This window comes from Limosilactobacillus mucosae (genome assembly GCF_046939755.1).
Classification (GTDB): Bacteria; Bacillota; Bacilli; order Lactobacillales; family Lactobacillaceae; genus Limosilactobacillus; species Limosilactobacillus mucosae_A.
Genome location: NZ_JBKZAY010000001.1, coordinates 15,939 through 40,379, shown reverse-complemented (window position 1 = coordinate 40,379; position 24,441 = coordinate 15,939). Strand labels below are relative to the sequence as shown.

Sequence of the window (24,441 nt, the reverse complement as noted above, 5' to 3'; positions counted from 1 at the left end):
TTTGATTAAATAGTGCTATTCGTGGGGCCTAGTATTTGGTTTAATTCCAAATACTAGGCCTCATTATTATTTTTGGGAATTTACTATGAAAAAATATCGAATTGATTTACCAGCCAAAGCAGTAGAAAATCTAGAGCTGGAGAAAAATACCTCTTTAGTATTGATGGTTGACAATAAGACATTGACGATTCGGCCAAGTCGTACCGTTGAAATGCTGCCCCAGATCATGATGCGCTGGTATCTGATCCCGGCATTGCTGGCAGCAGCTATCTTTTTCTGCCTTAGTTGGGCCAATCATCATTGGGTTATTTCATTAACTGGTAACTGGTCAATTGGCTTTGCGGTTCTTTATCTTGGAACGTTTAGCGGCGTTGTAGCTTTTGCAACTGTTTTTATCAGGCAAAAAAGACACCGTAGCGGGCCAGCGATGGAGCTGCAATGGCGTAATTTACCTACGCTGCTGGTTGCTTTTGGAACGATTTTGGCAATCTCGATCATGATTGTTTTTTGGCTTGTGGAGAAAATGTTTGCAGGAGCCAGCTTTGATGTCTACACCTCAACCTTATTCGTCTTTTTGTTTGTTGCGGCGATTACCTATGGAATGCTTAATCTAGCAATGATGATTTCTGAAGCAATTATTACCAATTCCATGATGATTATGATTATTGGTGGAATGCTGTTTTCAATGATGACCAATTCAAATCGTAACTGGTGGCATTATAATTTCAGTTATCTAGGGACACAGCAGAATGCTACTTATTGGCGGTTTAATATCACTTTGATTTTTTCAGCACTTTTGATGGCGACTTTAGTTGATTATCTATTCTTCAAACTACAGAAAAAATATCCTGATCGTGGCGTTAAAGTATTGCAAATTCTTCTGTATGCTGAGGCAGTTTGTTTGGGTGGAATCGGCTGCTTTCCAAATGATCCACAATATCACGTCCTGCATGATCGGATCTCAATGTGGCTGGTTTATATTATGATTTTGATTATCGGTCTGTTAAGATGGCTGATGCCAAGGTTGTCTAGACATTTTTTAAAGATTTCCTATATTATTGGCGGCATAATGGTACTTGACTGGTTGGTTTTTAAAGCCACCAGCTATCTTTCTTTAACTGCTTTTGAACTGTTGGAATTCGGCCTTTCGTTTTCATGGCTGCTTTTACTGTTTCAAAATCTGAAATATCTTGCCCGGATCGGTGATCAGATTTTTCCGGTTCGAATCGAAAAAAATGACGATCATCAATAGTTGTAATGATTAGATTCAAGGTTTGCCTAGTTCGGTGTTAATATTAGAGTAATAACGATACCAAGACTTAAGTAGGGAACAAAAGGCAAAGCCTGATATCGGGATTTAAGGCTTAATATTCCCAGACCGGCTGCAATTAAAACGGTAGTGGCAACAAATTTTATTGAAGTGCAGAGTTGCAGTACAAAGATCAACTCAATGTCGCCAATGCCGATGCCGTTACTGGTCAAAAAACTCATAATCAATAAACCGCCTAAGATGGCAATGGCAGCCGACAAACGCAGCCATTGCCATTTTTGATTTAAAAGCCAAAACAGACTAAACAGACCAATTAACCAGATTGGCCAGATCCATTGGGCAAAATAATCGGTTGCTGAGCAGACCAACAAGCAGGTTGACAATATCAATAATGCCGTTATGATTTTAGGATCAATGATAAACAGCTCATACCAAAGCCAGCCGTTTATGAGCTCACTAAATGTTGAATAACTGTCGACTGGTGCATGACAAAAATGACACCGACCTTTTTGAATCAGCCAGCCGATGACCGGAATCAGCTGCCACCAGGTTAACTGCTGGTGGCAATTATCACAATAGGACCTTTGGGGATCAAACAGTGAAGTATGATTAAGCAGACGCCAAATAATCGTATTAATGAAAGAAGCCAGACAAGCACCCCAGACAGCAGCCAATAGTTTTAAGACAATCATTTTAAGTTTCCCCCTTCTAATATTGCTATATGCTAAAAATTGAATTTAGCACTAAAAGAAAAATCGACTGTCCGTTGACATTTTTGGGGATGCATGATAGGGTATTTAAGGTGCTTTTTTTAGCAACGGATTGTGTCTGTCGTTGGGGCAGATGACATGCGTCGGCGAAGGCACATAAAAGAATAGCATTCGGGAATTTTTTTATACTCAAAAAAGAATCACCTGGATGTGTGGACTTAAAATAAGAAAGGGGTATAACTACATGCCAACCATTAACCAATTGGTACGTAAGGGCCGTAAGAGCCACAAGGGTAAGTCAAAGTCACCTGCTCTGGGTTACGTTTACAACAGTTTCAAGAAGGAAGAAATCGCTGCACCATCTCCACAAAAGCGTGGGGTTGCAACTCGTGTCGGCACAATGACGCCTAAGAAGCCTAACTCTGCTTTGCGGAAGTACGCTCGTGTTCGTCTGTCCAACCTGATCGAAGTTACTGCCTACATTCCAGGTGTTGGCCACAACCTTCAAGAACACTCAGTTGTTTTGATCCGTGGTGGTCGTGTAAAGGACCTTCCTGGGGTTCGTTACCACATCATCCGTGGTACTCTTGATACTGCCGGTGTAGAAGGCCGTATGCAAGGTCGTTCCAAGTACGGTGCCAAGAAGCCTAAGAAATAATTAAAGGAGGGGTAAATCAATGCCACGTAAAGGACATGTTGTAAAGCCAGAAGTATTGCCAGATCCAATTTACAACTCAAAGCTGGTTACTAGTCTGATCAACCACCTGATGATCGACGGTAAGCGGGGTACTGCTACTAAGATTCTGTACGCTGCTTTTGACCGTATCAAGGAACAAACTGGCAACGATCCAGTAGAAGTTTTCCAACAAGCTATGGACAACGTTGAACCAGTTCTGGAAGTTAAGGCACGCCGTATCGGTGGTTCTAACTACCAAGTTCCAATCGAAGTTCGTCCAGAACGTCGAGTAACGCTGGGTCTGCGTTGGATTGTTCAATACGCTCGTCTTCGTGGTGAACACACCATGGTTGAACGTCTGGCAGGCGAAATCATTGATGCATCCAACAACACTGGTGCTTCAATCAAGAAGAAGGAAGATACTCACCGCATGGCTGAAGCCAACCGTGCTTTCGCTCACTACCGGTGGTAAGCTTCATCAACTGTTGATAGCTGTTTAGCTGTCAGCTATGATGTGAGGGGTGACGCAGATATTTAATCGAACGTCACCCCTTTTTCTAAAATTAATTTAAAATCGTTTTTTTACTGGAAGGAGAAAACTTTTAAGATGGCTAACAAACGTGAATACCCTCTTGAAAAGACCCGTAACATTGGGATCATGGCCCACATCGATGCTGGTAAGACCACGGCCACTGAACGGATTCTTTACTACACTGGTAAGATTCACAAAATTGGTGAAACCCATGATGGTGCTTCCCAAATGGACTGGATGGATGAAGAAAAGGAACGTGGTATTACGATCACGTCCGCTGCCACTACGGCCGTTTGGAAAGACTACCGGATCAACATCATCGACACCCCAGGCCACGTTGACTTCACTGTCGAAGTTGAACGTTCGCTGCGTGTCCTTGATGGTGCTGTAACTGTTTTGGATGCCCAAGCCGGTGTCGAACCACAAACTGAAACCGTTTGGCGTCAAGCTGACGACTTTGATGTTCCACGAATCGTCTTTGCCAACAAGATGGACAAGATGGGTGCCGACTTTGACTACTCTGTTCAAACGATCAAGGACCGTCTGAACGTTACGCCACTTCCAATCCAAATGCCAATTGGTGCGGAAGACGACTTCATCGGTGTTATCGACCTGGTTAAGATGGTTGCTTACGTTTACGATGAAGATGCTGAAGGTAAGAACTGGGATACCGTTGAAATTCCTGCTGACTTGAAGGACGAAGCAGAATCTCGTCACGATGCACTTTTGGAAACGCTGGCTGACGTTGATGACAACATCATGGAAAAGTACCTTGGTGGTGAAGAACTTTCTGTTGAAGAAATCAAGGCTGCTATCCGTAAAGCTACTCTGTCTGAAGAACTGTTCCCGGTTCTGGCAGGTTCTGCCTACAAGGATAAGGGTATCCAAATGATGCTGGACGCTGTTATCGACTACCTGCCATCTCCACTGGATGTTAAGCCATTCGAAGCAACTGATGAAAATGGTGAAAAGGTTGAACTGACTGCCGGTGACGACAAGCCATTTGCCGCTTTGGCATTTAAGATCGCTACTGACCCATTTGTTGGTCGTCTGACGTTCCTGCGTGTTTACACTGGTTCTCTGCAATCAGGTTCATACGTTTTGAACGCAACCAAGGGTAAGCGTGAACGTGTTGGTCGTCTGTTGCAAATGCACTCCAACCAACAACACGAAATTCCAGAAGTGTTCTCTGGGGACATTGCTGCTGCTATTGGTCTGAAGAACACGACTACCGGTGACTCCTTGACTGACCCAGATCACCCACTGCAGCTGGAATCAATGGACTTCCCAGAACCAGTTATCCAAGTTTCGGTTGAACCTAAGTCCAAGGCTGACCAAGACAAGATGGACAAGGGTCTGCAAAAGCTAGCTGAAGAAGACCCTACCTTTAAGGCTGAAACCAACCCTGAAACTGGTGAAACGCTGATTGCCGGGATGGGTGAATTGCATCTGGACATCATCGTTGAACGTCTGCGTCGTGAATTCCACGCCGAAGTTACTGTTGGTAAGCCACAAGTTTCCTACCGTGAAGCATTTACGACGGCTGCCTCTGCACAAGGTAAATTCGTTCGTCAATCCGGTGGTAAAGGTCAATACGGTGACGTTTGGATCGAATTTACGCCACTTGAAGAAGGTGCCGGCTTTGAATTCGAAGATGCCATTGTCGGTGGTGTTGTTCCTCGTGAATACATTCCAGCCGTTGAACAAGGTCTGAAAGAAGCTATGCAAAATGGTGTTCTGGCCGGTTACCCACTGGTTGACTTGAAGGCTAAGCTCTACGATGGTAGCTACCACGAAGTCGACTCTTCTGAAGCCGCATTTAAGGTTGCTGCTTCTCTGGCATTGAAGAACGCTGCTAAGAAGGCCAACCCAGTTATTCTTGAACCAATCATGAAGGTTGACATTGTTGTTCCTCAAGACAACATGGGTGACGTTATGGGTCAAGTAACTGCTCGTCGTGGTACGATTGATGGTATGGAAGAACGTGGCAATGCACAAGAAATCCACTCCTTCGTTCCGCTGTCAGAAATGTTTGGTTACGCAACGGCTTTGCGTTCTGCTACGCAAGGTCGTGGTACCTTCACGATGACGTTCGACCACTACTCTGCTGTTCCAAAGAGCGTGCAAGAAGACATCATCAAGAAAAACGGCAAGGAATAGTTAATCTCGTTCTTTGCTTCAAGGCTCGTCTGCTGTTATGCAGACGGGCCTTTTTATTTTTCTACTATATAAATAAAAAGGAATTTGAATCGTGCCAGATTTGCATTAACAAAATTGAAGATTGATTTCTAAAAAATTTAGCTTTTTTTTTGAGAAAAGACTCGACAAGCTTAAAAAGACGTGGGATAATACTCGGCAGACTGTTGCCATTCAGTCGTTCACTGGCTGTCGATAAATTAAAACATTTCGACTGAGTTTTTTGCGCCGCATTTGCGTCAAAAGATTTTTCAGGAATGTTACAAATCTGATCATCAAGAATAAATTCAAAAAAAACCTTGATACGACGGCAATTCTTTAGTATTATGGATAAGTGCTTGAGCTTAGAAACAGGGGTTTTTAAAGCCCTGGGGTTCAGCCAATCAGTGAAAGCTGTGATGTGGAAGGTTGCGACACACCCGGCCGCTTTGCCATAGGGCGTGGCGGTAATTTCCACGGAGCTAGTCAAATTTTAAATCTGACGAAGGAGGGAATAAAATGGCAAAACAAAAGATTCGCATTCGTTTAAAGGCTTACGAACACCGCGTACTTGACGAATCTGCAGACAAGATCGTTAACACCGCTAAGCGGACCGGTGCTCAAGTTTCAGGCCCAATTCCGTTGCCAACTGAACGGACTCTGTACACGGTGATTCGTTCACCACACAAGTTCAAGAAGTCTCGGGAACAATTCGAAATGCGTACGCACAAGCGTCTGATCGACATCATCGACCCAACCCCTAAGACGGTTGACTCTCTGATGAAGCTTGATCTGCCAAGTGGCGTTGACATTGAAATTAAACTGTAATTAAACAAAAATAAAAACAAATAAATTGGAGGTGTACTCATGACCAAAGGAATCTTAGGCAAGAAGGTCGGGATGACGCAAGTTTTCGCTGACAACGGTGAATTGGTTCCAGTTACGGTAATCGACGTAACGCCAAACGTTGTTATGCAAGTTAAGACCGTTGAAAACGATGGCTACAGTGCCGTTCAACTTGGTTTTGACGACAAGCGCGAAATCTTAAGCAACAAGCCCGAACAAGGTCATGCAGCAAAAGCAAACACGACCCCTAAGCGCTTCATCGGTGAAATCCGCGACGCTGAACTGGGGGACGACATTAAAGTCGGTGACGAAGTTAAGGCAGACATTTTCGCGGAAGGCGAAACTGTTGATGTAACGGGTATCACTAAGGGTCATGGTTACCAAGGTAACATCCACAAGGACGGCCAACGTCGTGGACCTATGGCTCACGGTTCTCGTTACCACCGTCGTCCAGGTTCGTTGGGTGCCATCATCAACCACGTCTTCAAGGGTAAGGCATTGCCAGGCCGCATGGGTGGCAACACGGTTACCATGCAACACCTGAAGGTTGTTAAGGTTGACCTTGAAAACAACGTACTGCTGATCAAGGGTAACGTTCCAGGCGCTAACAAGTCCTACGTTACGATTAAGAACTCTGTGAAGGCCAACACCAAGAAGAGCCTGAGCAAGCAACACAACTAATCAGAAGGGAGGAAGAAAGTAAATGACAAGCGTTGCATTATTTAAGCAAGACGGTAGCCAAAACGGCACCATCGAATTGAACGCAGACATCTTCGGTATTGAACCAAACGAAAATGCTGAATACGAAGCCATCCTGCGTCAACGCGCATCCATGCGTCAAGGTACGCACGCCGTTAAGAACCGTTCCGCAGTTCGCGGTGGTGGTAAGAAGCCATGGCGTCAAAAGGGTACGGGTCGTGCTCGTCAAGGCTCCATCCGTGCACCACAATTCCGTGGTGGTGGTATCGTCTTCGGACCTACTCCACGTTCCTACAACTTCAACCTGCCACGCAAGGTTCGTCAACTGGCTATCAAGTCAGCTCTGTCCCAAAAGGTTGCTGATGAAAAGTTTGTTGTAGTTGAATCCATCAACTTCGACGCACCAAAGACGAAGGAATTTGCCGGCGTTATGAACAACCTGAAGGTTTCTGAAAAGGTCCTGGTCGTTGTTTCTGACGAAGACAAGAACGCTGCTCTGTCTGGTCGCAACCTGGTTAACACCACGGTCGTATCTCCAGCCGGCGTTAACATTCTGAACGTCGTTGACAGTCAAAAGATTGTCATCACGAAGTCAGCCCTTTCTCAAGTAGAGGAGGTGCTCGCATAATGGAAGCACGCGATATCATTTTGCGCCCAGTTATCACTGAAGCATCAACTGCAGTGATGGACGAAAAGCGCTACACGTTTGACGTTGACTTGCGCGCTACTAAGACGCAAGTTAAGAACGCCGTAGAAGAAATTTTTGACGTTAAGGTCGTTAAGGTTAACATCATGAACCTGAAGGGCAAGAAGAAGCGTCAAGGCCGTTACGTTGGCTACACTAAGCGCCGTCGCAAGGCCATCGTTACTCTGTCAGCTGATTCTAAAGAAATCAAGCTGTTCGGTGACGACAACGAATAAATTCTAGATAGGAGGAAAACACAGTGGGAATTCGCAAATACAAGGGTACCACTAATGGTCGCCGTAATATGACCGGATTCGACTTCGCTGAAATTACGAAGACGACCCCGGAAAAGTCTTTGCTGGCACCATTAAAGCACACCGCTGGTCGTAACAACTACGGTCATATGACTGTTCGTCACCGTGGTGGCGGTACGAAGCGTCAATACCGGATCATCGACTTCAAGCGGATTAAGGACAACGTTCCTGCAACCGTTAAGGCTATCGAATACGATCCAAACCGTACTGCTAACATCGCTCTGCTGGTTTATGCAGATGGTGTTAAGTCATACATCCTGGCTCCTAAGGGCCTGAAGGTTGGTATGCAAGTTCAATCCGGTCCAGATGCCGACATCAAGGTTGGTAACGCACTGCCATTGAAGAACATTCCAGTTGGTACTGTTATTCACAACATCGAACTGAAGCCAGGCAAGGGTGGACAAATTGCTCGTTCTGCCGGCGCTTCTGCACAACTGCTTGGTAAGGAAAGTGACAAGTACGTTCTGGTTCGTCTGGCTTCTGGTGAAGTTCGGATGATTCTGGCTGCTTGCCGTGCTACGATCGGTGTTGTCGGCAACGACGAACACGCCCTGATCATCAAAGGTAAGGCTGGTCGTACTCGTTACGCAGGTCAACGTCCACACGTTCGTGGTTCTGTTATGAACCCTAACGATCACCCACATGGTGGTGGTGAAGGTAAGGCTCCAGTTGGTTTGCCATCTCCTCTGTCTCCATGGGGTAAGAAGACTGTTGGTAAGAAGACTCGCTCACACAAGGCTCGTTCGAACAAGTTCATCGTTCGCGGTCGCAAGCGTGGTCCACACACTCGTTAATGAGTAACAAATAGCTAATTACCCGAGAGGAGGTACAACAATGGGTCGTAGTTTAAAGAAGGGACCTTTCGCCGACGCTTCTTTGTTGAAGAAGGTTGACGCACAAAAGGATAACGAAAAGAAGACGGTTATTAAGACCTGGTCACGCCGTTCCACGATTTACCCAAGCTTCATTGGTTACACTTTCGCCGTTTACGATGGTCGCAAGCACGTACCAGTTTACGTACAAGAAGACATGGTAGGCCACAAGCTGGGTGAATTCGTACCAACGCGGACTTTCCGTGGTCACGCCGGTGATGACAAGAAGACGGGCAAGAAGTAAGGAGGAAATTTGATCAATGGCTGAAAACATTACGTCAGCTAAGGCAACGGCCAAGATGGTCCGGGTTTCCGCTCGCAAGGTTCGTCTGGTTCTTGACACCATTCGCAACAAGAGCGTTGCCGAAGCATTTGCTATTCTGAAGTTCACTCCAAATGGTGCTGCTTCAGACGTCGAAAAAGTATTGAAATCTGCAGTTGCTAACGCCGAAAACAACTTTGACTTGGATCGGGCTTCATTGGTAGTTAGCGAAGCCTTTGCAAACGAAGGACCAACCCTGAAGCGGTTCCGTCCACGTGCCAAAGGTTCAGCTTCTCCAATCAACAAGCGGACCAGCCACATTACGGTTGTTGTAACTGAAAAGTAGGAGGGATAATAGTGGGTCAAAAGATTAATCCTAATGGTTTCCGTGTTGGGGTCATTCGCGACTGGACTGCTAAGTGGTACGCCGAAAAAGACTACGCTGCTTACCTGAGCGAAGACCTTCGGATCCGTAAGTACATTGAAAAGCGACTTGCTGACGCCTCTGTTTCAACTATCGAAATTGAACGGGCTGCTAACCGCGTAAACGTTTCGATTCACACTGCCAAGCCAGGTATGGTTATCGGTAAGGGTGGTTCTGAAGTTGAAGCACTCCGCAAGGAACTTAACGCCTTGACTGGCAAGCGCGTCCACATTAACGTGGTTGAAATTAAGAAGCCAGACTTAGATGCACACCTGGTAGGTGTAAGCGTTGCTGAACAACTTGAAGCACGTGTTGCTTTCCGTCGTGCTATGCGTGGTGCTATCCAACGTGCTATGCGTGCCGGTGCTAAGGGTATCAAGATTCAAGTTGCTGGTCGTTTGAATGGTGCCGACATGTCTCGGATCGAATCATACTCTGAAGGCACTGTTCCATTGCACACTCTGCGTGCCGACATCGACTACTCATGGGATGAAGCACGGACTACGTACGGTGCACTGGGTATCAAGACCTGGATCTACCGTGGCGAAGTTTTGCCAGAGAAGCAAGCAAACAAAAACACTAAGTAAGGAGGGGAAATAAAACATGCTAGTACCTAAGCGAGTAAAGCACCGCAAGGTTCAACGTGGCCACATGCGTGGTGAAGCCAAGGGTGGCAAGAACGTAACGTTTGGTGAATTTGGTCTGAAGGCTCTGGATTCCCACTGGATCTCCAACCGTCAAATCGAAGCCGGCCGTATTGCTATTACGCGTCACATGAAGCGTGGTGGTAAGGTCTGGATTAAGATTTTCCCTCACCTTTCCTACACTAGCAAAGGTGTTGGTGTCCGGATGGGTAATGGTAAGGGTGCTCCTGAAGGCTGGGTAGCCCCAGTTAAGCGCGGCAAGATTCTGTACGAGGTTGCCGGCGTGCCTGAAGACGTTGCCCGCGAAGCCCTGCGCTTGGCCGGCAGCAAGATGCCAGTTCGCACTAAGATCGTAAAGCGTGAGGAAGGTGGACAATCTAATGAAGACTAAAGATTATGTTCAAGAACTGAATGGATTAACCACTGAGCAATTGCTTGACCGTGAAAAGGAATTGAAGGAACAATTGTTTAACTTACGTTTCCAATTAGCAACCGGCCAGTTGGAAAACACTGCAAGCCTTAAGAGCGTTCGCAAGAACATTGCACGGGTTAAGACAGTTCTTCGTCAACAAGAATTAAACAAATAAGAATACGAAAAGGAGGATTAGCGCATGAGTGATGAACGTAATGCACGTAAGGTCTACCAAGGCCGCGTTGTTTCCGACAAGATGGACAAGACCATCACTGTCGTAATCGACACTTACAAGAGTGCCCCAGTTTACGGCAAGCGTGTACGGTACTCAAAGAAGTACTACGCTCACGATGAAAACAACGAAGCAAAGTCCGGCGATACGGTTGAAATCATGGAAACTCGGCCTCTGTCTGCTAAGAAGCGTTTCCGTCTGGTTAAGATCGTTAAGAAAGCTGATTAATCCCGCTTTGTGATGATTTCGTATTCTTAATTATTCTTACTTACTGATGGAAGGAGGACACTAACAGTGATTCAACAGGAAAGTCGGTTGAAGGTCGCTGACAACTCAGGTGCCCGCGAAATCTTGGTTATCAAGATCTTGGGTGGTTCCCGTGTTAAGACCGGTAATATTGGTGACATTATTGTCGCTACTGTAAAACAAGCAACACCAGGTGGCGTTGTCAAAAAGGGTGACGTTGTAAAGGCCGTCGTTGTACGGACGAAGCATGGTCTGCACCGTAAGGACGGTTCATACATCAAGTTTGACGAAAACGCTGCTGTCCTGATCAACAACGACAAGAGCCCTAAGGGTACCCGTATTTTTGGCCCAATCGCTCGTGAGCTGCGTGACGATGACTTCATGAAGATCATCTCCCTGGCTCCAGAAGTTCTGTAAGATTAACCGAAAATAAGGAGGTGCACACCACATGTTTTTAAAGACAGGTGACAAGGTTCGCGTCATCGCCGGTAAGGACAAGGGCAAAGAAGGTACCATCAAGAAGGTCCTGGTCAAGGAAAACCGTGTGATCGTTGAAGGCGTTAACCAAATCAAGAAACATCAAAAGCCAAACAACGCTAACCCAAACGGTGGGATTATTGATGCAGAAGCACCAATCCAAGCATCTAACGTTATGCTGATTGACCCATCTACCAACGAACCTACTCGTGTTGGTTTCAAGGTCGTTGACGGTAAAAAAGTTCGTGTTGCCAAGAAGTCTGGCAAGACGATCGACTAAAAATTAGGGGAAGGAGGAATTATTGCTCATGGAAAACCGTTTAAAAGCAAAGTACGAAAGTGAAGTACGTCCAGCTTTGACTGACAAGTTCAACTACACTTCTGTAATGGCTGTTCCTAAGATCGACAAGATCGTTTTGAACATGGGTGTCGGTGACGCTACTCAAAACTCCAAGCTGTTGGATGAAGCTGTTGAAGAACTGGGTCTGATTGCTGGTCAAAAGCCACTGATCACTAAGGCTAAGAAGTCCATTGCCGGCTTCCGTCTGCGTGAAGGTATGTCCATCGGTGCCAAGGTTACGCTGCGTGGTACTCGTATGTACGACTTCCTGGACAAACTGATCAACGTTTCACTGCCACGTGTTCGTGACTTCCATGGTGTATCAAACAAGTCATTTGATGGTCACGGTAACTACACGCTGGGTATTCGCGAACAACTGATCTTCCCAGAAATCGACTACGACAAGGTTAACCACGTTCGCGGTCTGGACATTGTTATTGTTACGACTGCCAACTCTGATGAAGAAGGTCATGAATTGCTTGCTCAAATGGGCATGCCATTCGCTAAGTAATTAAGGAGGTCCACAAATTGGCTAAAAAATCAATGATCGCTAAGTGCAACCGCCCAGCCAAGTACTCTACGCGTGCCTACACGCGCTGTGTTCGTTGTGGCCGTCCGCACTCCGTTTACCGTAAGTTCCACCTATGCCGGATTTGCTTGCGTCAACTTGCCCATGAAGGACAAATTCCTGGTATGAAGAAGGCTAGCTGGTAAACAAATCACCGACAAAGGAGGAAAATATCGATGTCTATGAGTGATCCAATTGCAGATTTTCTGACTCGGATTCGCAATGCCAACATGGCACACCACGATTCTGTAGAAGTACCTGCATCTAAGATGAAGAAGGACATCGCTGAAATCTTGAAGCAAGAAGGTTTCATTCGCGATGTTGAATACGTTGAAGACAACAAGCAAGGCATCATCCGCGTATTCCTGAAGTACGGCAAGGATGGCGAACGTGTCATTTCTGGTCTGAAGCGGATTTCAAAGCCTGGCCTGCGTTCTTACGTTAAGGCTGACGCTGTGCCAAAGGTTCTCAATGGTTTGGGTATTGCCATCATCTCAACTTCTGAAGGGGTTGTGACTGACAAGGTTGCCCGTGCTAAGAAAATCGGTGGCGAAGTTATCGCCTACATTTGGTAATTAATAAAATAAGATCGGAGGTGTACACATGAGTCGTATTGGTTACAAGGCAATCGAACTGCCACAAGGCGTAGAGGTTTCTCAATCAGGCAACGTCGTAACTGTTAAGGGGCCAAAGGGTTCTCTGAGTCGCGAAATCTCCCCATTGATCAAGATGAACGTTACTGACAGCGAAGTAACGTTTGAACGGGAAAACGACGACAAGAAGGCTAAGATGGTCCACGGTACTACGCGTGCCAACGTTAACAACATGATCGAAGGTGTTGTCAACGGATTTAAGAAGACTCTGAAGCTGGTCGGTGTTGGTTACCGTGCTCAAGCCAAGGGTAGCAAGCTGATCCTGACTGTTGGTTACTCCAACCCAGTTGAAATGGAAAAGCCAGAAGATCTGGAAGTTAACGTTCCAGACAACACGACGATTGAAATCAGCGGTATCAACAAAGAACACGTTGGCCAATTTGCTGCCGAAGTTCGTGCCGTTCGTTCACCAGAACCTTACAAGGGTAAGGGTATTCGTTACGAAAATGAATACATCCTGCGTAAGGAAGGTAAGACTGGTAAGTAATCGTCTAGCAGCTTAGCTGCATAAATAATTTAAAATTAAAAGAATCAAGAGGTGACAGTTGTGATTTCTAAACCAGATAAGAACAAGATCCGTCAACGCCGTCACATGCGCGTTCGCGGTAAGATCTCTGGTACTGCAGAGCGCCCACGTTTAAGTGTTTACCGTTCTAACAAAAACATTTACGCTCAATTGATTGATGACGTAAAGGGTGTGACGCTCGCAAGTGCCTCAACTCTCGACAGTGAAGTCAGTGGCAACACTAAGACGGAACAAGCTGCCGGTGTTGGTGCTCTGATCGCTAAACGCGGTGTAGAAAAGAACATCAGCAGTGTTGTTTTTGACCGTGGTGGCTACCTGTACCATGGTCGTGTACAAGCTCTGGCTGAAGCAGCTCGTGAAAACGGTCTGCAATTCTAAGGAAAAGGAGGAATAACCTGTATGGCATCACAATCTTACATTGACCCATCCAAGCTGGATCTGGAAGATCAAGTCGTTTCGATCAACCGGGTTACCAAGGTTGTTAAGGGTGGTCGTCGTCTGCGTTTTGCCGCTCTGGTAATTGTCGGCGACAAGAAGGGTCACGTTGGTTTTGGTACTGGTAAGGCTCAAGAAGTTCCAGAAGCTATTCGTAAGGCTTCAGCAGCTGCTCAAAAGAACCTGATTGAAGTTCCAATCGTTGGTACGACCATTCCTCATGAAGTTATTGGTACTTTCGGTGGTGGCAAGATCATGCTCAAGCCAGCCGTTGAAGGTTCTGGGGTTGCTGCCGGTGGTGCGGTTCGTAATGTTATGGAACTGGCCGGCGTTGCTGACGTTACTTCCAAGCGTCTGGGCTCCAATACGCCAATCAACGTTGTTCGTGCAACGTTTGAAGGTCTGAAGGCTCTGAAGAGTGCCGAAGAAGTTTCTCAACTTCGTGGCGTCTCCGTTGATCACCTGGCAGAATAAGGAGGACATAGATCATGGCTAAAGTTAAAGTTACTTTGATCCACAGTGTTGCCCACCGTAAGCCAACTCAACGTCGTACGGTTAAGGCATTGGGTCTGGGCAAGATCGGCAGCTCCAATGTCCTGCCAGACAACGCGGCAACGCGTGGTGCAATCTTTAAGGTTGCTCACTTGGTTTCCATTGAAGAAGTCAAGTAATTAAAAATCTACAATAAGGAGGTGCCTACCTAATGAAATTAAACGAATTGAAGCCAGCTGCTGGTTCCCGTTTCAAGCGTCTGCGTAAGGGTCGTGGTCTGTCATCTGGTCACGGTTTCACTTCTGGTCGTGGTACTAAGGGTCAAAAGGCTCATGGTAAGACTCGTCTGGGCTTTGAAGGGGGCCAAATGCCTCTGTACCGTCAAATGCCAAAGCGTGGTTTCAGCAACATCAACCGTAAGGAATACGCTATTGTAAACCTGACGACGCTGAACCGTTTTGATGATGGTGCCGAAGTTACGCCAGCAGTTCTGCTGGAAAACGGCGTGATCAAAAACGTTAAGAGCGGTGTTAAGATTCTGGGCAATGGTAAGTTGACCAAGAAGCTGACCGTTAAAGCCAACAAGTTTTCTGCTTCAGCTGTTAAGGCAATTGAAGCTGCTGGTGGTAAAACTGAGGTGATGTAATTGTTCACAACCGTCAAAAATGCATTCAAGGTTAAGGATATTCGCAAGAAGATTCTGTTCACCTTGTTTGTACTGATTGTTTACCGGTTAGGTGCCTCTATTACGGTACCCGGTGTAAATGCTGCTGCTTTAGAGCAGATTTCTAGTACCGGCTTGGCATCAATCTTGAACACTTTCAGTGGTGGCGGTTTGGATAACTACTCATTATTTGCGATGGGGGTTTCCCCGTACATCACGGCTCAAATCGTAGTTCAACTTCTTCAAATGGATATCGTTCCTAAGTTTGTTGAATGGAGCAAACAAGGGGAAGTTGGTCGACGGAAGCTTAATCAAGCTACGCGATGGTTAACAATCGTCCTTGGCTTTATCCAGTCGATTGGGATCACCGCGGGCTTCAATGCATTAAGCACAATTAAACTGGTTAACAATCCGGGGGTGGAAACCTATATCACGATTGGTCTGATTTTAACTGCCGGAACCATGTTTGCTACTTGGTTAGGGGACATGATTACCGAACGCGGTCTCGGTAATGGTGTTTCAATGTTGATCTTTGCTGGGATCATCGCTGAAATGCCAAATGGGATCAAGCAGTTATGGAATGATCAGATTACTGGTGAATCTGGCGCAAACCTCTGGATGGGAATTGGCTTTATTGCCCTGGTTGTGGTTGCGATTTTGGCAATCGTGACGTTCGTTACCTGGTTTCAACAGGCCGAGCGGCGTTTACCAATTCAATACACGCGGCGGACAACTACTTCGCCGTCAAACAGTTATCTTCCATTGAAGATTAACGTTTCTGGGGTGATTCCAGTGATCTTTGCCGGCTCGTTTATCTCGACGCCGCAAACGATCTTAATGGCCTTTCAGCAAAATCATAGTCAAGATACCTGGTATCAGGTTATGACAACGATTTTTAATATGCAGTCTGGTCCAGGCATTGCGCTGTATGTATTTTTGATTGTTGTATTTACCTTTTTCTACGCCTTTGTTCAAGTTAATCCAGAAAAACTCGCGGAAAACTTGCAAAAGCAAGGCAGCTACATCTCTGGCGTTTGGCCAGGCAAAGGCACGCAGGACTTTGTTTCGGGACTGTTGATGCGCTTGTCTACGGTTGGATCGTTATTCTTGGGATTGATTTCATTGATTCCGCTGCTGGCCAGCAACATTTGGAACCTTAGCCAATCAATTGGTTTAGGTGGTACCAGTTTGCTGATTGTCGTTCAAATTGCCTTGGACGTTGTTCGGCAGATGCGTAGTTTAACGATGAAACGTGAGTATATTGGATTTATCCGCGAATAAAATAGGAGGAATTGGCAAATGAGTACGATGAACCTCGTTTTGATGGGTCTGCCTGGTGCCGGTAAAGGTACGCAAGCCCAAGAAATCGTCAAGGACTTTGATATCCCACATATTTCAACTGGTGATATCTTCCGGGCAGCAATCAAGAACGAAACGCCAATGGGTCTGGAAGCCAAGAAATATATCGATAAAGGCGAATTGGTCCCTGACGAAGTTACGAATGGCATTGTAAAGGAACGTTTGGCTCAAGATGACACCAAACAAGGTTTCATGTTGGATGGCTTCCCCCGCAACTTGGCGCAAGCCGAAGCCCTCAACAAGATGTTGGCTGATGATGGCCGTAAGTTGGATGCAGTAATCGACATTGATGTTGATCCTGAAGTGTTGGTGAAGCGTCTGAGCAGCCGAATCATTTGCCGGAAGTGTGGTACGACCTACAACACGCTTTCCAACCCGCCAAAGGTTGAAGGCACTTGTGATGTCTGTGGTTCCCACGACTTCTACCAACGTGATGATGATAAGCCCGCAACCGTTAAGAACCGGTTAGACGTCAACATTAAACTGAATACGCCACTGATCGACTTTTACAAGCAAATGGGGATTCTCCATGAGATCGATGGCGAACAAGACATCGATAAGGTTTATCAAGCCGTTAAGGAAGTTCTGACTAGCCTTTAAGACTCATTGTTAGTTGAATCCTTGCGTAATTGTGTACTCTATGGTATACTACGCAAGGTTTATCTAGCTTGCAGTGGAAGGCGCATGTCGCTTTCCACCGTTTTTACGTAATTTTACCGGCAAGGAGGAACCGTTCAGTGGCAAAGGCCGATGTTATCGAAGTCGAAGGTAAGGTTACCGAAACCTTGCCTAACGCAATGTTTAAAGTTGAATTGGAAAATGGGGTTGAAATCCTGGCACATGTCTCAGGCAAGATCCGGATGCACTACATCAAGATCCTGCCTGGTGATCGTGTAAAGGTCGAAATGTCCCCATATGATCTGACCAAAGGCCGGATTACTTTCCGCTTCAAATAAGTCTTTAGTCTAAAATCATTTTTAGGAGGATTATTTACAATGAAAGTACGACCATCAGTAAAGCGGATGTGCGAAAAGTGCAAGATCGTCAAGCGCAATGGTCGGGTAATGGTAATTTGCCCTAACCCAAAGCACAAGCAACGTCAAGGCAAGTAATTATATTTTAGAATTGGAGGTGTAACTCAATGGCTCGTATCGCAGGTGTCGACTTACCTCGTGACAAGCGAATCGTAATCGGCTTAACTTACATTTATGGTATTGGTAACACGACTGCTAAGAAGGTTCTGGCTGCTGCTGGTGTTTCTGAAGACATTCGTGTCAAGGACCTGACGCCAGAACAAGAAGAAAAGATCCGTGGTCAAGTAGACCAACTCAAGGTTGAAGGTGACCTTCGTCGTGAAGTTTCCCTGAACATCAAGCGTCTGCAAGAAATCGGCTCTTACCGTGGCATGCGTCACCGTCGTGGTCTGCCAGTTCGTGGTCAACACACTAAGAACAACGCACGGACTCGAAAGGGCAAGGCTGTCGCTATCGCCAACAAGAAGAAGTAATCAATACTATAAAGGAGGTTAGTTAGTTTTATGGCAACCAAAAAAGGTTCACGCAAGCGTCGTGCAAAAAAGAATGTTGAAACTGGTGTTGCACACATTCACTCAACTTTCAACAACACGTTGATCATGATCACTGATGTGCAAGGCAATGCCGTTGCTTGGTCCTCAGCCGGTGTGCTGGGCTTCAAGGGCTCTCGTAAGTCTACTCCATTTGCTGCTCAAATGGCTTCTGAAGCTGCTGCCAAGCAAGCAATGGAACACGGTATGAAGACGGTTGAAGTTGAAGTTAAGGGCCCTGGTTCGGGTCGTGAATCAGCTATCCGTGCTCTGCAAGCAACTGGTCTTGAAGTTACTGCCATCCGGGACGTAACTCCAGTGCCACACAATGGTTCTCGTCCTCCAAAGCGTCGTCGTGTCTAATCGCATCAACGGCGAAATTATCATTGGCCAGGTGCTTTTAAACAATCTACGGACCACGTTTTGAAAGGGGAAACAGAGTAGAATGATCGAATTTGAAAAACCAAACATTCACAAAGTCGAAGAAACTGACAACTACGGTAAGTTTGTTGTCGAACCACTGGAGCGTGGCTACGGGACCACTCTGGGGAATTCTCTTCGTCGTGTAATGATGGCTTCTCTGCCAGGTGCCGCAATTACCAGTATCCAAATCGACGGTGTGCTTCATGAGTTCAGTACCGTTCAAGGCGTTACAGAAGACGTTACGCAGATCATCTTGAATCTCAAGAAGGTTTCTTTGAAGATTGAATCTGAAGATGCCAAGGATTTGGAATTGGATGTCAAGGGTCCTGCAGAAGTAACTGCCGGTGACATCCAAGGTGATGGCGACGTTACGATCTTGAACCCTGACTTGCATATTGCAACGGTCGCTGATGGAGCTGAACTGCACATCATGATGACGGCTGATAAGGGTCGTGGCTATGTACCAGCCGATCAAAACAAGCTGCGTTTGAGCGGTCTTGAAATTGGGACTTTGCCAATTGACTCCATCTACACCCCTATCGAACGGGTCAACTACACCGTAGAAAACACGCGGGTCGGCCAAAGCAACGACTTTGACAAGTTGACGTTGGATGTCTGGACGGATGGTTCATTGACCCCAACGGCTGCTATTAGTCTTGCTGCCAAGATCTTGACTGAACACTTGGAGATGTTTGTCAACCTGACTGAAGAAGCAAAAGATGCCAAAGTGATGGTTGAACGCGAAGAAACTCACCAAGAAAAGGTACTCGACAAGACGATTGAAGAACTGGATCTGTCGGTTCGTTCTTACAACTGCTTGAAGCGTGCTGATATTCAAACTGTTAAGGACCTGACTGAACGGACTGAAGCTGATATGATGAAGGTTCGCAACCTGGGTCAAAAGTCCTTAGAAGAAATCAAGCTGAAGCTGGCCGACTTGGGCGTAGGCTTCCGCCAAGAAGACTAATTAAAACAATTAAAAGGAGGGAACCACTTCATGAGTTACCGTAAATTAGGACGTACTAGTTCACAACGTAAGGCTTTATTACGTGATTTGACCACTGACCTGATCGTCAACGGCAGCATCAAGACTACTGAAGCTCGCGCTAAGGAAGTTCGCAAGACTGCTGACAAGATGATTACGCTGGCAAAGCGTGGCGACTTGGCTTCTCGTCGTCAAGCAGCCGCTTTCCTGCGCAATGTCGTTGCTGACGTTAAGGAAGATGGCGACAACGTTCGCGTACAATCAGCTCTGCAATACCTGTTTGAAGAGCTGGCACCAAAGTTTGCCGACCGTAAAGGTGGTTACACGCGGATTCTGAAGACCATGCCTCGCCGTGGTGACGGTGCACAAATGGTTGTTCTGGAATTTGTCGACTAATCATTTTCGTCAATTCAATACGTAATAAAGAATCACTACAGCTGGTGGTATAGAGCGCTACGATGGTGGAATCGCAATTCCTAGTCTAGCTCGAATGCGGGACGTTTATGTCCTCGTGCACCCCAGTTGTAAGTGATTTTTTTGTATATTTTTAAATCGGCTGCTTCACTGTTAAAATAAGATAACAAAAAAAGAAATGGGTGACGTGATTGATTGATATTCAACACCTTTCATTTAAATATCCGGATCACACACAGGCAGCACTAGATGATGTAACCTTACAGCTGCCCATGAAGAAATGGACGGCAGTGATTGGGCATAATGGTAGCGGCAAAAGCACTCTGGCGCGACTGATTGATGGGCTTTTAATACCAAGCAGCGGTACGATTAAGATTGATGAGCTGCCTGTTGATGAGAAACATCTTCAGCAATTGCGGCAGCAAATCGGTTTGGTGTTTCAAAATCCTGACAATCAGTTTGTTGGGACTACAGTTGCCGATGATGTTGCATTTGGTCTTGAGAACCATCAAATACCACATGACCAGATGCAGGCTCGGATTGACGAATCCTTAAAAGCCGTTGGAATGCTGGAATTTGCTGACAGTGAGCCAGCCATGCTTTCTGGTGGGCAAAAGCAGCGGGTTGCCTTGGCGGGGATTTTGGCAATTGGTCCTCAAGTCATCATTTTGGATGAAGCCACCAGCATGCTGGATCCAAAAGGGCGGCATGACTTGTTGAAACTGTTAAAAAAACTGATTACTCAACGTGATATGACTGTGATTTCAATTACGCATGACCCAGTGGAGCTCTCACTTAGCGATTACACGGTAGTTTTGGATCATGGCAAGATCGCAATGCAGGGTGAAACAACAAGCTTATTGCAAGATCCAGCTAAACTTGCTGATCTGCATTTGGCATTGCCATTTGCCCAAAGACTGCAGCTACTGTTGAAAAAACAAGGTATCAATGTGCCAGCACAATATTTAGATTCAGAACGGATGGTGGAGTGGCTATGTCAGCAATTGAATTCTTAAACGTTGATTATGTCTACCAAGCTGATACGCCGATGGCTGCTTGGGCGATTAAGGACTTTTCCTTAAAGCTTGAAGCCGGCAGTTTTACGGCAATCATCGGGCATACTGGCAGTGGCAAGTCAACGCTGATGGCCATGTTAGATGGATTATTAGTGCCAACGCATGGTCAGTTGCATGTGGGCGAGGTCGTAATTGACAATCGAGCTGATAAGAAGGCGTTGGCAAGACTGCGGCAAGGGGTTGGCTATGTATTCCAGTTTCCCGAAAGTCAACTATTTGCCGAAACGGTTTTAAAAGACGTCATGTTTGGTCCACTGAATCTGGGTGTTTCACCAACGCAAGCTAAGGAACAGGCGCTGGCGGCTTTAGAAGCTTTAAAGCTGCCTAGCGACATCAATGAACGATCACCATTTGAACTTTCGGGTGGACAGATGCGACGAGTGGCGATTGCTGGGGTTTTGGCCATGCACCCACGAGTCTTGATCTTGGATGAGCCGACTGCAGGGTTAGACCCTCAAGCCAGCACCGACTTGTTAGATCTAGTTGATCAGCTTCATCAAAAAGGCACGACGATTTTGATGATTACGCATCAAATGGAACAGGCAGCACGCTTTGCCGATCATGTTTTGGTAATGAATCATGGACAAAAAGCTGCCTTTATGACGCCGCATGAGCTATTCAGCAATGCAGCTCTGCTTAATGAAGCTGGCATCATGCCGCCAGCCAGTGTCGCGTTTGCTCAGCAGCTGCAGAGTCATGGCCTGCGTTTAACAGATACCGTACCGTTGACGATTGAAGAACTGGCGGATCAATTGGCGACTAGCCTTAAGCGAGGGGGACGAGCAAATGGGTAATGCTAAGGTAATACTAGGCGCGTACGTACCAGGAAGCTCGTGGTTACACCATCTTGATCCGCGCGTTAAACTTTTCAGCTGTTTTTGGTACGTGGTGATTGTCTTTTTGGCAAGCAACTGGCTGGGGTATCTGTGGCTGTTTATCGTGTTGGGGACCCTGATTGCATTGAGCAGGTTGCCGTTGAAACTTTATTGGCGTGGGATCAAACCGTTATTTTGGATTATTTTGTTTACGGTGGCTATTCAACTGTTGTTCAGCAGCGGTGGGCATGTTTACTGGCAGTGGGGCTGGTTGGCGATCACCAGTGGTGGTTTTTATCAGTCAGCAATTATTTTGGCACGGTTTATTCTCATTATTACCATTTCAACCGTTTTAACCGCCACTACGCCAACGCTTCAATTAGCGGCAGCCATGGAGGCCTTTATGAAGCCGCTACGTTATCTGCGCGTTCCAGTCAATCAGATTGCGGTCATGCTGATGATTGTTTTACGTTTTATCCCAACTATCATGGATGAAACAACCAAAGTAATGAATGCCCAGAAATCAAGGGGCGTCAACTTTGACGAGGGCAGTTTGATCGAGCGTGCCAGACGACTGGAGCCACTTTTGATACCATTGTTCGTCGGTTCATTTAAACGGGCTGAGGAGTTGGCAACTGCAATGGAGGCTCGTGGCTATGATCCAGATGCACCACGGACAAAATATCGGGTGCTGCATTGGCATCAAAATGACACGCTGGCGATGATCAGCCTGACAGCAGCGACCATTATTCTTTTGGCGACGCGGCTGGTGTCAGCACGAATGCTGTTTTAATTTGAAAGGAACTATCAAGTGTATCGCTACAAAATAACTTTTGCTTACGATGGAACCAATTTTTCTGGTTTTCAGATTCAGCCTAATAAACGCACGGTTGAGCAGACCTTGAAAAATGCCGTCAATAAGATTGCTAAGAATCCAGAACCGCCATTGTCCGTAATTGGTTCAGGCCGTACGGATGCCGGGGTACATGCACTCAATCAAGTGGCGCATTTTGACTGTCCGTATAAACTGGGGAATGATTCAATGCGTAAGGCCCTAAATAGTCTTTTACCATTAGACATCATCGTAAAAAAAGCCGAATTGGTCAGTCCCGATTTTCACGCCCGTTTCAATGCCCATTCAAAGCATTATCGCTATCGAGTTGATCAGAGTGATTTCGTTAATCCGTTTAAACGCAATTATACTGCTCATTTTAAATATCCGGTTGATGTGGCTAAAATGCAAAAAGCCGCTCAAGATCTGGTTGGCGAGCATGACTTTACCAGTTTCGTGGCATCGGGAAGTCAGGCTTTAAGCAATGTCAGAACGATCTATCAGGCAGATGTACATCGTGATGAAGCCAATAATGAGATCATCTTTGACTTTGTCGGAAACGGCTTTTTATATAATCAGGTTCGAATTATGGTGGCATTTTTACTAGAGATTGGCAGCAATCAGCGACCAGTCGACGATGTTACTAGGGTTTTGGCTGCCAAGGATCGCAATCAAGCTCGCATGACAGCACCAGCCAGTGGGCTTTATCTGGTCAGCGTTGATTATGGCAATCAGGATAACAAAACCATTGACGAATCGGAATCTATCAAGTAAAATAACGAATGGTATTTCTTTTCCATCTAATTACTCGGTACACAATTATTTGTAAAAGAAAGACAAAAATTGGAGGACTTAATCGTGAGAACGACATACATGGCAAAACCTGGTGAAGTTGACCGCAAATGGTACATTGTCGACGCTAAGGGTATCTCCCTGGGTCGTCTGGCATCCGTTGTTGCTTCTGTTCTGAAGGGCAAGAACAAGCCAACCTACACCCCACACGTTGACACTGGTGACAATGTCATCGTTATCAACGCTGCCGAAGTTAAGTTGACTGGTAAGAAGGCCGCTGACAAGATCTACTACCGCCACTCTGACTACCCTGGTGGTCTGAAGCAAAAGACGGCGGGCGAACGTCGCGCCAACGAACCAGAAAAGCTGGTGGAAGATTCCATCAAGGGCATGCTGCCACACACCCCTCTTGGTCGCAAGATGGGCATGAAGCTGCATGTTTATGCTGGTGAAGATCACAAGCACGCTGCTCAACAACCAGAAGTGCTTGACATCACGAACTTAATCTAAGGAGGGAACGGAATTGGCTCAACAAGTTCAATACAGTGGTACTGGTCGCCGCAAGGATGCTACCGCACGGGTTCGTCTGGTACCAGGTTCTGGTAACATTACGATGAACGGCAAGGCAATCGAAGAATACATTCCGTTTGCCAACCTGCGTGCTATCGTCAACCAACCATTTGCTGCAACGAAGACGGAAGGTCAATACGACGTTCTGGTCAACGTTCGCGGTGGTGGCTTCTCTGGTCAAGCCGGCGCAGTTCGTCACGGGATTGCTCGTGCCCTGCTGAGCGTCGACCCAGATTTCCGGGATGCTCTGAAGAAGGCCGGTCTGTTGACTCGTGACCCTCGGATGAAGGAACGGAAGAAGCCAGGTCTGAAGAAGGCTCGTAAGGCTTCACAATTCTCCAAGCGTTAATATTTTTTACCGGAAACGGCTTAATATCAACACTTCAGAGATTTGGAATGGTCACATATGGTTGACTGATCATTTGTGGTCAAAAAAATCAAGCATCAGCATCCAGCT

The 24,441-nt window shown here is 46.3% G+C and carries 41 protein-coding genes; 39 read left to right on the top strand and 2 right to left on the bottom strand.

From position 1 onward, the window contains the following. The first annotated feature begins 85 nt into the window (after window positions 1–85). On the top strand, window positions 86–1,252 hold the full coding sequence (locus tag ACLUWI_RS00270; protein WP_412145666.1) for an ABC transporter permease: 1,167 nt from the start codon (window positions 86–88) through the stop codon (window positions 1,250–1,252). A 26-nt stretch (window positions 1,253–1,278) separates the two neighbouring features. Here the strand turns inward: ACLUWI_RS00270 and ACLUWI_RS00265 are convergent, their stop codons facing one another. Next, complete coding sequence (locus ACLUWI_RS00265; RefSeq protein ID WP_412145665.1) at window positions 1,279–1,962, bottom strand: prepilin peptidase; 684 nt, start codon at window positions 1,960–1,962, stop codon at window positions 1,279–1,281. 262 nt (window positions 1,963–2,224) lie between these two features. On the opposite strand from ACLUWI_RS00265, the gene rpsL reads away from it, so the two are divergent. From rpsL to fusA, 3 genes are all read left to right on the top strand, one after another. After that, complete coding sequence (gene rpsL, locus ACLUWI_RS00260; protein ID WP_006500627.1) at window positions 2,225–2,638, top strand: 30S ribosomal protein S12; 414 nt, start codon at window positions 2,225–2,227, stop codon at window positions 2,636–2,638. Window positions 2,639–2,657: 19 nt separating this feature from the next. Continuing rightward, the gene (gene rpsG / locus ACLUWI_RS00255; RefSeq protein WP_006500626.1) at window positions 2,658–3,128 is read left to right on the top strand and encodes a 30S ribosomal protein S7; all 471 of its coding nucleotides are present in this window, start codon (window positions 2,658–2,660) and stop codon (window positions 3,126–3,128) included. 135 nt (window positions 3,129–3,263) lie between these two features. Continuing rightward, entirely contained in the window at window positions 3,264–5,348 is a 2,085-nt protein-coding gene (gene fusA / locus ACLUWI_RS00250; protein ID WP_033934656.1) for an elongation factor G, read from the top strand. A 64-nt stretch (window positions 5,349–5,412) separates the two neighbouring features. Here the strand turns inward: fusA and ACLUWI_RS00245 are convergent, their stop codons facing one another. Continuing rightward, complete coding sequence (locus ACLUWI_RS00245; protein WP_412145664.1) at window positions 5,413–5,841, bottom strand: hypothetical protein; 429 nt, start codon at window positions 5,839–5,841, stop codon at window positions 5,413–5,415. 41 nt (window positions 5,842–5,882) lie between these two features. Between ACLUWI_RS00245 and rpsJ the strand changes: the two genes are divergently transcribed. From rpsJ to rpsI, 35 genes are all read left to right on the top strand, one after another. Continuing rightward, the gene (rpsJ, locus tag ACLUWI_RS00240; RefSeq protein ID WP_033934655.1) at window positions 5,883–6,191 is read left to right on the top strand and encodes a 30S ribosomal protein S10; all 309 of its coding nucleotides are present in this window, start codon (window positions 5,883–5,885) and stop codon (window positions 6,189–6,191) included. Window positions 6,192–6,230: 39 nt separating this feature from the next. Next, complete coding sequence (gene rplC / locus ACLUWI_RS00235; protein ID WP_006500623.1) at window positions 6,231–6,890, top strand: 50S ribosomal protein L3; 660 nt, start codon at window positions 6,231–6,233, stop codon at window positions 6,888–6,890. 22 nt (window positions 6,891–6,912) lie between these two features. Next, entirely contained in the window at window positions 6,913–7,536 is a 624-nt protein-coding gene (rplD, locus tag ACLUWI_RS00230) for a 50S ribosomal protein L4 (RefSeq protein WP_412145663.1), read from the top strand. Further along, the gene (rplW, locus tag ACLUWI_RS00225) at window positions 7,536–7,829 is read left to right on the top strand and encodes a 50S ribosomal protein L23 (RefSeq protein ID WP_006500620.1); all 294 of its coding nucleotides are present in this window, start codon (window positions 7,536–7,538) and stop codon (window positions 7,827–7,829) included. The genes rplD and rplW overlap by 1 nt, the downstream gene beginning before the upstream one ends. 23 nt (window positions 7,830–7,852) lie before the next feature. Continuing rightward, window positions 7,853–8,701: a 50S ribosomal protein L2 gene (gene rplB / locus ACLUWI_RS00220; RefSeq protein ID WP_033934652.1), complete on the top strand. Its 849-nt coding sequence runs from the start codon at window positions 7,853–7,855 to the stop codon at window positions 8,699–8,701. Window positions 8,702–8,741: 40 nt separating this feature from the next. Then, window positions 8,742–9,023: a 30S ribosomal protein S19 gene (rpsS, locus tag ACLUWI_RS00215; RefSeq protein WP_033934651.1), complete on the top strand. Its 282-nt coding sequence runs from the start codon at window positions 8,742–8,744 to the stop codon at window positions 9,021–9,023. Between the two features lie 16 nt (window positions 9,024–9,039). Beyond that, the gene (rplV, locus tag ACLUWI_RS00210; protein WP_006500617.1) at window positions 9,040–9,387 is read left to right on the top strand and encodes a 50S ribosomal protein L22; all 348 of its coding nucleotides are present in this window, start codon (window positions 9,040–9,042) and stop codon (window positions 9,385–9,387) included. An 11-nt stretch (window positions 9,388–9,398) separates the two neighbouring features. Further along, window positions 9,399–10,052 (top strand): 30S ribosomal protein S3, encoded by a 654-nt coding sequence (gene rpsC / locus ACLUWI_RS00205; protein WP_006500616.1) that lies wholly within the window; start codon window positions 9,399–9,401, stop codon window positions 10,050–10,052. Window positions 10,053–10,068: 16 nt separating this feature from the next. Next, entirely contained in the window at window positions 10,069–10,500 is a 432-nt protein-coding gene (gene rplP / locus ACLUWI_RS00200) for a 50S ribosomal protein L16 (RefSeq protein ID WP_033934650.1), read from the top strand. Further along, window positions 10,490–10,696 carry a 50S ribosomal protein L29 gene (gene rpmC / locus ACLUWI_RS00195; protein WP_006500614.1) on the top strand — a complete coding sequence of 69 codons (207 nt, stop codon included), beginning with the start codon at window positions 10,490–10,492 and terminating at the stop codon, window positions 10,694–10,696. Before rplP ends, rpmC begins: the two co-directional genes overlap by 11 nt. Window positions 10,697–10,720: 24 nt before the next feature. Next, entirely contained in the window at window positions 10,721–10,981 is a 261-nt protein-coding gene (gene rpsQ / locus ACLUWI_RS00190) for a 30S ribosomal protein S17 (protein ID WP_006500613.1), read from the top strand. 66 nt (window positions 10,982–11,047) lie between these two features. Then, on the top strand, window positions 11,048–11,416 hold the full coding sequence (rplN, locus tag ACLUWI_RS00185) for a 50S ribosomal protein L14 (protein ID WP_006500612.1): 369 nt from the start codon (window positions 11,048–11,050) through the stop codon (window positions 11,414–11,416). 31 nt (window positions 11,417–11,447) lie between these two features. Continuing rightward, on the top strand, window positions 11,448–11,756 hold the full coding sequence (gene rplX / locus ACLUWI_RS00180; protein WP_006500611.1) for a 50S ribosomal protein L24: 309 nt from the start codon (window positions 11,448–11,450) through the stop codon (window positions 11,754–11,756). A 28-nt stretch (window positions 11,757–11,784) separates the two neighbouring features. Continuing rightward, window positions 11,785–12,327, top strand: a complete 543-nt coding sequence (rplE, locus tag ACLUWI_RS00175; protein WP_412145662.1) for a 50S ribosomal protein L5 — start codon at window positions 11,785–11,787, stop codon at window positions 12,325–12,327. A 17-nt stretch (window positions 12,328–12,344) separates the two neighbouring features. Further along, on the top strand, window positions 12,345–12,530 hold the full coding sequence (locus tag ACLUWI_RS00170) for a type Z 30S ribosomal protein S14 (RefSeq protein ID WP_074504970.1): 186 nt from the start codon (window positions 12,345–12,347) through the stop codon (window positions 12,528–12,530). 30 nt (window positions 12,531–12,560) lie between these two features. Then, window positions 12,561–12,959, top strand: coding sequence for a 30S ribosomal protein S8 (gene rpsH, locus ACLUWI_RS00165; RefSeq protein ID WP_033934649.1), 399 nt, complete (start codon window positions 12,561–12,563; stop codon window positions 12,957–12,959). Window positions 12,960–12,987: 28 nt separating this feature from the next. Then, window positions 12,988–13,524 carry a 50S ribosomal protein L6 gene (gene rplF, locus ACLUWI_RS00160; RefSeq protein WP_412145661.1) on the top strand — a complete coding sequence of 179 codons (537 nt, stop codon included), beginning with the start codon at window positions 12,988–12,990 and terminating at the stop codon, window positions 13,522–13,524. A gap of 51 nt (window positions 13,525–13,575) precedes the next feature. Further along, window positions 13,576–13,941 carry a 50S ribosomal protein L18 gene (gene rplR, locus ACLUWI_RS00155; RefSeq protein WP_033934647.1) on the top strand — a complete coding sequence of 122 codons (366 nt, stop codon included), beginning with the start codon at window positions 13,576–13,578 and terminating at the stop codon, window positions 13,939–13,941. A gap of 21 nt (window positions 13,942–13,962) precedes the next feature. Next, on the top strand, window positions 13,963–14,472 hold the full coding sequence (gene rpsE / locus ACLUWI_RS00150; RefSeq protein ID WP_033934646.1) for a 30S ribosomal protein S5: 510 nt from the start codon (window positions 13,963–13,965) through the stop codon (window positions 14,470–14,472). A 14-nt stretch (window positions 14,473–14,486) separates the two neighbouring features. After that, window positions 14,487–14,669: a 50S ribosomal protein L30 gene (gene rpmD / locus ACLUWI_RS00145; RefSeq protein WP_006500605.1), complete on the top strand. Its 183-nt coding sequence runs from the start codon at window positions 14,487–14,489 to the stop codon at window positions 14,667–14,669. A gap of 32 nt (window positions 14,670–14,701) precedes the next feature. Continuing rightward, window positions 14,702–15,136 carry a 50S ribosomal protein L15 gene (rplO, locus tag ACLUWI_RS00140; protein WP_006500604.1) on the top strand — a complete coding sequence of 145 codons (435 nt, stop codon included), beginning with the start codon at window positions 14,702–14,704 and terminating at the stop codon, window positions 15,134–15,136. Continuing rightward, the gene (gene secY, locus ACLUWI_RS00135; RefSeq protein WP_317315572.1) at window positions 15,137–16,435 is read left to right on the top strand and encodes a preprotein translocase subunit SecY; all 1,299 of its coding nucleotides are present in this window, start codon (window positions 15,137–15,139) and stop codon (window positions 16,433–16,435) included. Window positions 16,436–16,462: 27 nt separating this feature from the next. Continuing rightward, on the top strand, window positions 16,463–17,113 hold the full coding sequence (locus ACLUWI_RS00130; protein WP_412145773.1) for an adenylate kinase: 651 nt from the start codon (window positions 16,463–16,465) through the stop codon (window positions 17,111–17,113). A 137-nt stretch (window positions 17,114–17,250) separates the two neighbouring features. Next, window positions 17,251–17,469 carry a translation initiation factor IF-1 gene (infA, locus tag ACLUWI_RS00125; protein ID WP_006500601.1) on the top strand — a complete coding sequence of 73 codons (219 nt, stop codon included), beginning with the start codon at window positions 17,251–17,253 and terminating at the stop codon, window positions 17,467–17,469. 39 nt (window positions 17,470–17,508) lie between these two features. After that, window positions 17,509–17,625 (top strand): 50S ribosomal protein L36, encoded by a 117-nt coding sequence (rpmJ, locus tag ACLUWI_RS00120; protein ID WP_006500600.1) that lies wholly within the window; start codon window positions 17,509–17,511, stop codon window positions 17,623–17,625. 29 nt (window positions 17,626–17,654) lie between these two features. Further along, entirely contained in the window at window positions 17,655–18,020 is a 366-nt protein-coding gene (gene rpsM / locus ACLUWI_RS00115; RefSeq protein ID WP_006500599.1) for a 30S ribosomal protein S13, read from the top strand. A 30-nt stretch (window positions 18,021–18,050) separates the two neighbouring features. After that, the gene (rpsK, locus tag ACLUWI_RS00110) at window positions 18,051–18,440 is read left to right on the top strand and encodes a 30S ribosomal protein S11 (RefSeq protein ID WP_006500598.1); all 390 of its coding nucleotides are present in this window, start codon (window positions 18,051–18,053) and stop codon (window positions 18,438–18,440) included. Between the two features lie 82 nt (window positions 18,441–18,522). Then, window positions 18,523–19,467, top strand: a complete 945-nt coding sequence (locus ACLUWI_RS00105; protein WP_006500597.1) for a DNA-directed RNA polymerase subunit alpha — start codon at window positions 18,523–18,525, stop codon at window positions 19,465–19,467. Window positions 19,468–19,497: 30 nt separating this feature from the next. Then, window positions 19,498–19,881 (top strand): 50S ribosomal protein L17, encoded by a 384-nt coding sequence (rplQ, locus tag ACLUWI_RS00100; protein WP_033934643.1) that lies wholly within the window; start codon window positions 19,498–19,500, stop codon window positions 19,879–19,881. 218 nt (window positions 19,882–20,099) lie between these two features. After that, window positions 20,100–20,915, top strand: a complete 816-nt coding sequence (locus tag ACLUWI_RS00095) for an energy-coupling factor transporter ATPase (protein ID WP_412145772.1) — start codon at window positions 20,100–20,102, stop codon at window positions 20,913–20,915. Next, window positions 20,894–21,769, top strand: a complete 876-nt coding sequence (locus ACLUWI_RS00090) for an energy-coupling factor transporter ATPase (RefSeq protein WP_412145660.1) — start codon at window positions 20,894–20,896, stop codon at window positions 21,767–21,769. The genes ACLUWI_RS00095 and ACLUWI_RS00090 overlap by 22 nt, the downstream gene beginning before the upstream one ends. Then, window positions 21,762–22,583, top strand: coding sequence for an energy-coupling factor transporter transmembrane component T family protein (locus ACLUWI_RS00085; protein WP_412145659.1), 822 nt, complete (start codon window positions 21,762–21,764; stop codon window positions 22,581–22,583). The genes ACLUWI_RS00090 and ACLUWI_RS00085 overlap by 8 nt, the downstream gene beginning before the upstream one ends. A gap of 18 nt (window positions 22,584–22,601) precedes the next feature. Next, the gene (truA, locus tag ACLUWI_RS00080; protein WP_412145658.1) at window positions 22,602–23,396 is read left to right on the top strand and encodes a tRNA pseudouridine(38-40) synthase TruA; all 795 of its coding nucleotides are present in this window, start codon (window positions 22,602–22,604) and stop codon (window positions 23,394–23,396) included. An 84-nt stretch (window positions 23,397–23,480) separates the two neighbouring features. Then, window positions 23,481–23,924 (top strand): 50S ribosomal protein L13, encoded by a 444-nt coding sequence (gene rplM / locus ACLUWI_RS00075; protein ID WP_033934638.1) that lies wholly within the window; start codon window positions 23,481–23,483, stop codon window positions 23,922–23,924. Between the two features lie 13 nt (window positions 23,925–23,937). Continuing rightward, entirely contained in the window at window positions 23,938–24,333 is a 396-nt protein-coding gene (gene rpsI / locus ACLUWI_RS00070; protein ID WP_006500590.1) for a 30S ribosomal protein S9, read from the top strand. Window positions 24,334–24,441: the final 108 nt, after the last annotated feature.

Excerpts from the sequence above, each read along its gene's own strand:
- ACLUWI_RS00270 (WP_412145666.1), top strand. The coding sequence starts at position 86 with ATGAAAAAATATCGAATTGATTTACCAGCCAAAGCAGTAGAAAATCTA.
- ACLUWI_RS00265 (WP_412145665.1), bottom strand. The coding sequence starts at position 1,962 with ATGATTGTCTTAAAACTATTGGCTGCTGTCTGGGGTGCTTGTCTGGCT.
- rpsL (WP_006500627.1), top strand. The coding sequence starts at position 2,225 with ATGCCAACCATTAACCAATTGGTACGTAAGGGCCGTAAGAGCCACAAG.
- rpsG (WP_006500626.1), top strand. The coding sequence starts at position 2,658 with ATGCCACGTAAAGGACATGTTGTAAAGCCAGAAGTATTGCCAGATCCA.
- fusA (WP_033934656.1), top strand. The coding sequence starts at position 3,264 with ATGGCTAACAAACGTGAATACCCTCTTGAAAAGACCCGTAACATTGGG.
- rpsJ (WP_033934655.1), top strand. The coding sequence starts at position 5,883 with ATGGCAAAACAAAAGATTCGCATTCGTTTAAAGGCTTACGAACACCGC.
- rplC (WP_006500623.1), top strand. The coding sequence starts at position 6,231 with ATGACCAAAGGAATCTTAGGCAAGAAGGTCGGGATGACGCAAGTTTTC.
- rplD (WP_412145663.1), top strand. The coding sequence starts at position 6,913 with ATGACAAGCGTTGCATTATTTAAGCAAGACGGTAGCCAAAACGGCACC.
- rplW (WP_006500620.1), top strand. The coding sequence starts at position 7,536 with ATGGAAGCACGCGATATCATTTTGCGCCCAGTTATCACTGAAGCATCA.
- rpsS (WP_033934651.1), top strand. The coding sequence starts at position 8,742 with ATGGGTCGTAGTTTAAAGAAGGGACCTTTCGCCGACGCTTCTTTGTTG.
- rplV (WP_006500617.1), top strand. The coding sequence starts at position 9,040 with ATGGCTGAAAACATTACGTCAGCTAAGGCAACGGCCAAGATGGTCCGG.
- rplP (WP_033934650.1), top strand. The coding sequence starts at position 10,069 with ATGCTAGTACCTAAGCGAGTAAAGCACCGCAAGGTTCAACGTGGCCAC.
- rpmC (WP_006500614.1), top strand. The coding sequence starts at position 10,490 with ATGAAGACTAAAGATTATGTTCAAGAACTGAATGGATTAACCACTGAG.
- rpsQ (WP_006500613.1), top strand. The coding sequence starts at position 10,721 with ATGAGTGATGAACGTAATGCACGTAAGGTCTACCAAGGCCGCGTTGTT.
- rplX (WP_006500611.1), top strand. The coding sequence starts at position 11,448 with ATGTTTTTAAAGACAGGTGACAAGGTTCGCGTCATCGCCGGTAAGGAC.
- rplE (WP_412145662.1), top strand. The coding sequence starts at position 11,785 with ATGGAAAACCGTTTAAAAGCAAAGTACGAAAGTGAAGTACGTCCAGCT.
- rpsH (WP_033934649.1), top strand. The coding sequence starts at position 12,561 with ATGTCTATGAGTGATCCAATTGCAGATTTTCTGACTCGGATTCGCAAT.
- rplF (WP_412145661.1), top strand. The coding sequence starts at position 12,988 with ATGAGTCGTATTGGTTACAAGGCAATCGAACTGCCACAAGGCGTAGAG.
- rpsE (WP_033934646.1), top strand. The coding sequence starts at position 13,963 with ATGGCATCACAATCTTACATTGACCCATCCAAGCTGGATCTGGAAGAT.
- rpmD (WP_006500605.1), top strand. The coding sequence starts at position 14,487 with ATGGCTAAAGTTAAAGTTACTTTGATCCACAGTGTTGCCCACCGTAAG.
- rplO (WP_006500604.1), top strand. The coding sequence starts at position 14,702 with ATGAAATTAAACGAATTGAAGCCAGCTGCTGGTTCCCGTTTCAAGCGT.
- ACLUWI_RS00130 (WP_412145773.1), top strand. The coding sequence starts at position 16,463 with ATGAACCTCGTTTTGATGGGTCTGCCTGGTGCCGGTAAAGGTACGCAA.
- rpmJ (WP_006500600.1), top strand. The coding sequence starts at position 17,509 with ATGAAAGTACGACCATCAGTAAAGCGGATGTGCGAAAAGTGCAAGATC.
- rpsM (WP_006500599.1), top strand. The coding sequence starts at position 17,655 with ATGGCTCGTATCGCAGGTGTCGACTTACCTCGTGACAAGCGAATCGTA.
- rpsK (WP_006500598.1), top strand. The coding sequence starts at position 18,051 with ATGGCAACCAAAAAAGGTTCACGCAAGCGTCGTGCAAAAAAGAATGTT.
- ACLUWI_RS00105 (WP_006500597.1), top strand. The coding sequence starts at position 18,523 with ATGATCGAATTTGAAAAACCAAACATTCACAAAGTCGAAGAAACTGAC.
- rplQ (WP_033934643.1), top strand. The coding sequence starts at position 19,498 with ATGAGTTACCGTAAATTAGGACGTACTAGTTCACAACGTAAGGCTTTA.
- ACLUWI_RS00090 (WP_412145660.1), top strand. The coding sequence starts at position 20,894 with ATGTCAGCAATTGAATTCTTAAACGTTGATTATGTCTACCAAGCTGAT.
- ACLUWI_RS00085 (WP_412145659.1), top strand. The coding sequence starts at position 21,762 with ATGGGTAATGCTAAGGTAATACTAGGCGCGTACGTACCAGGAAGCTCG.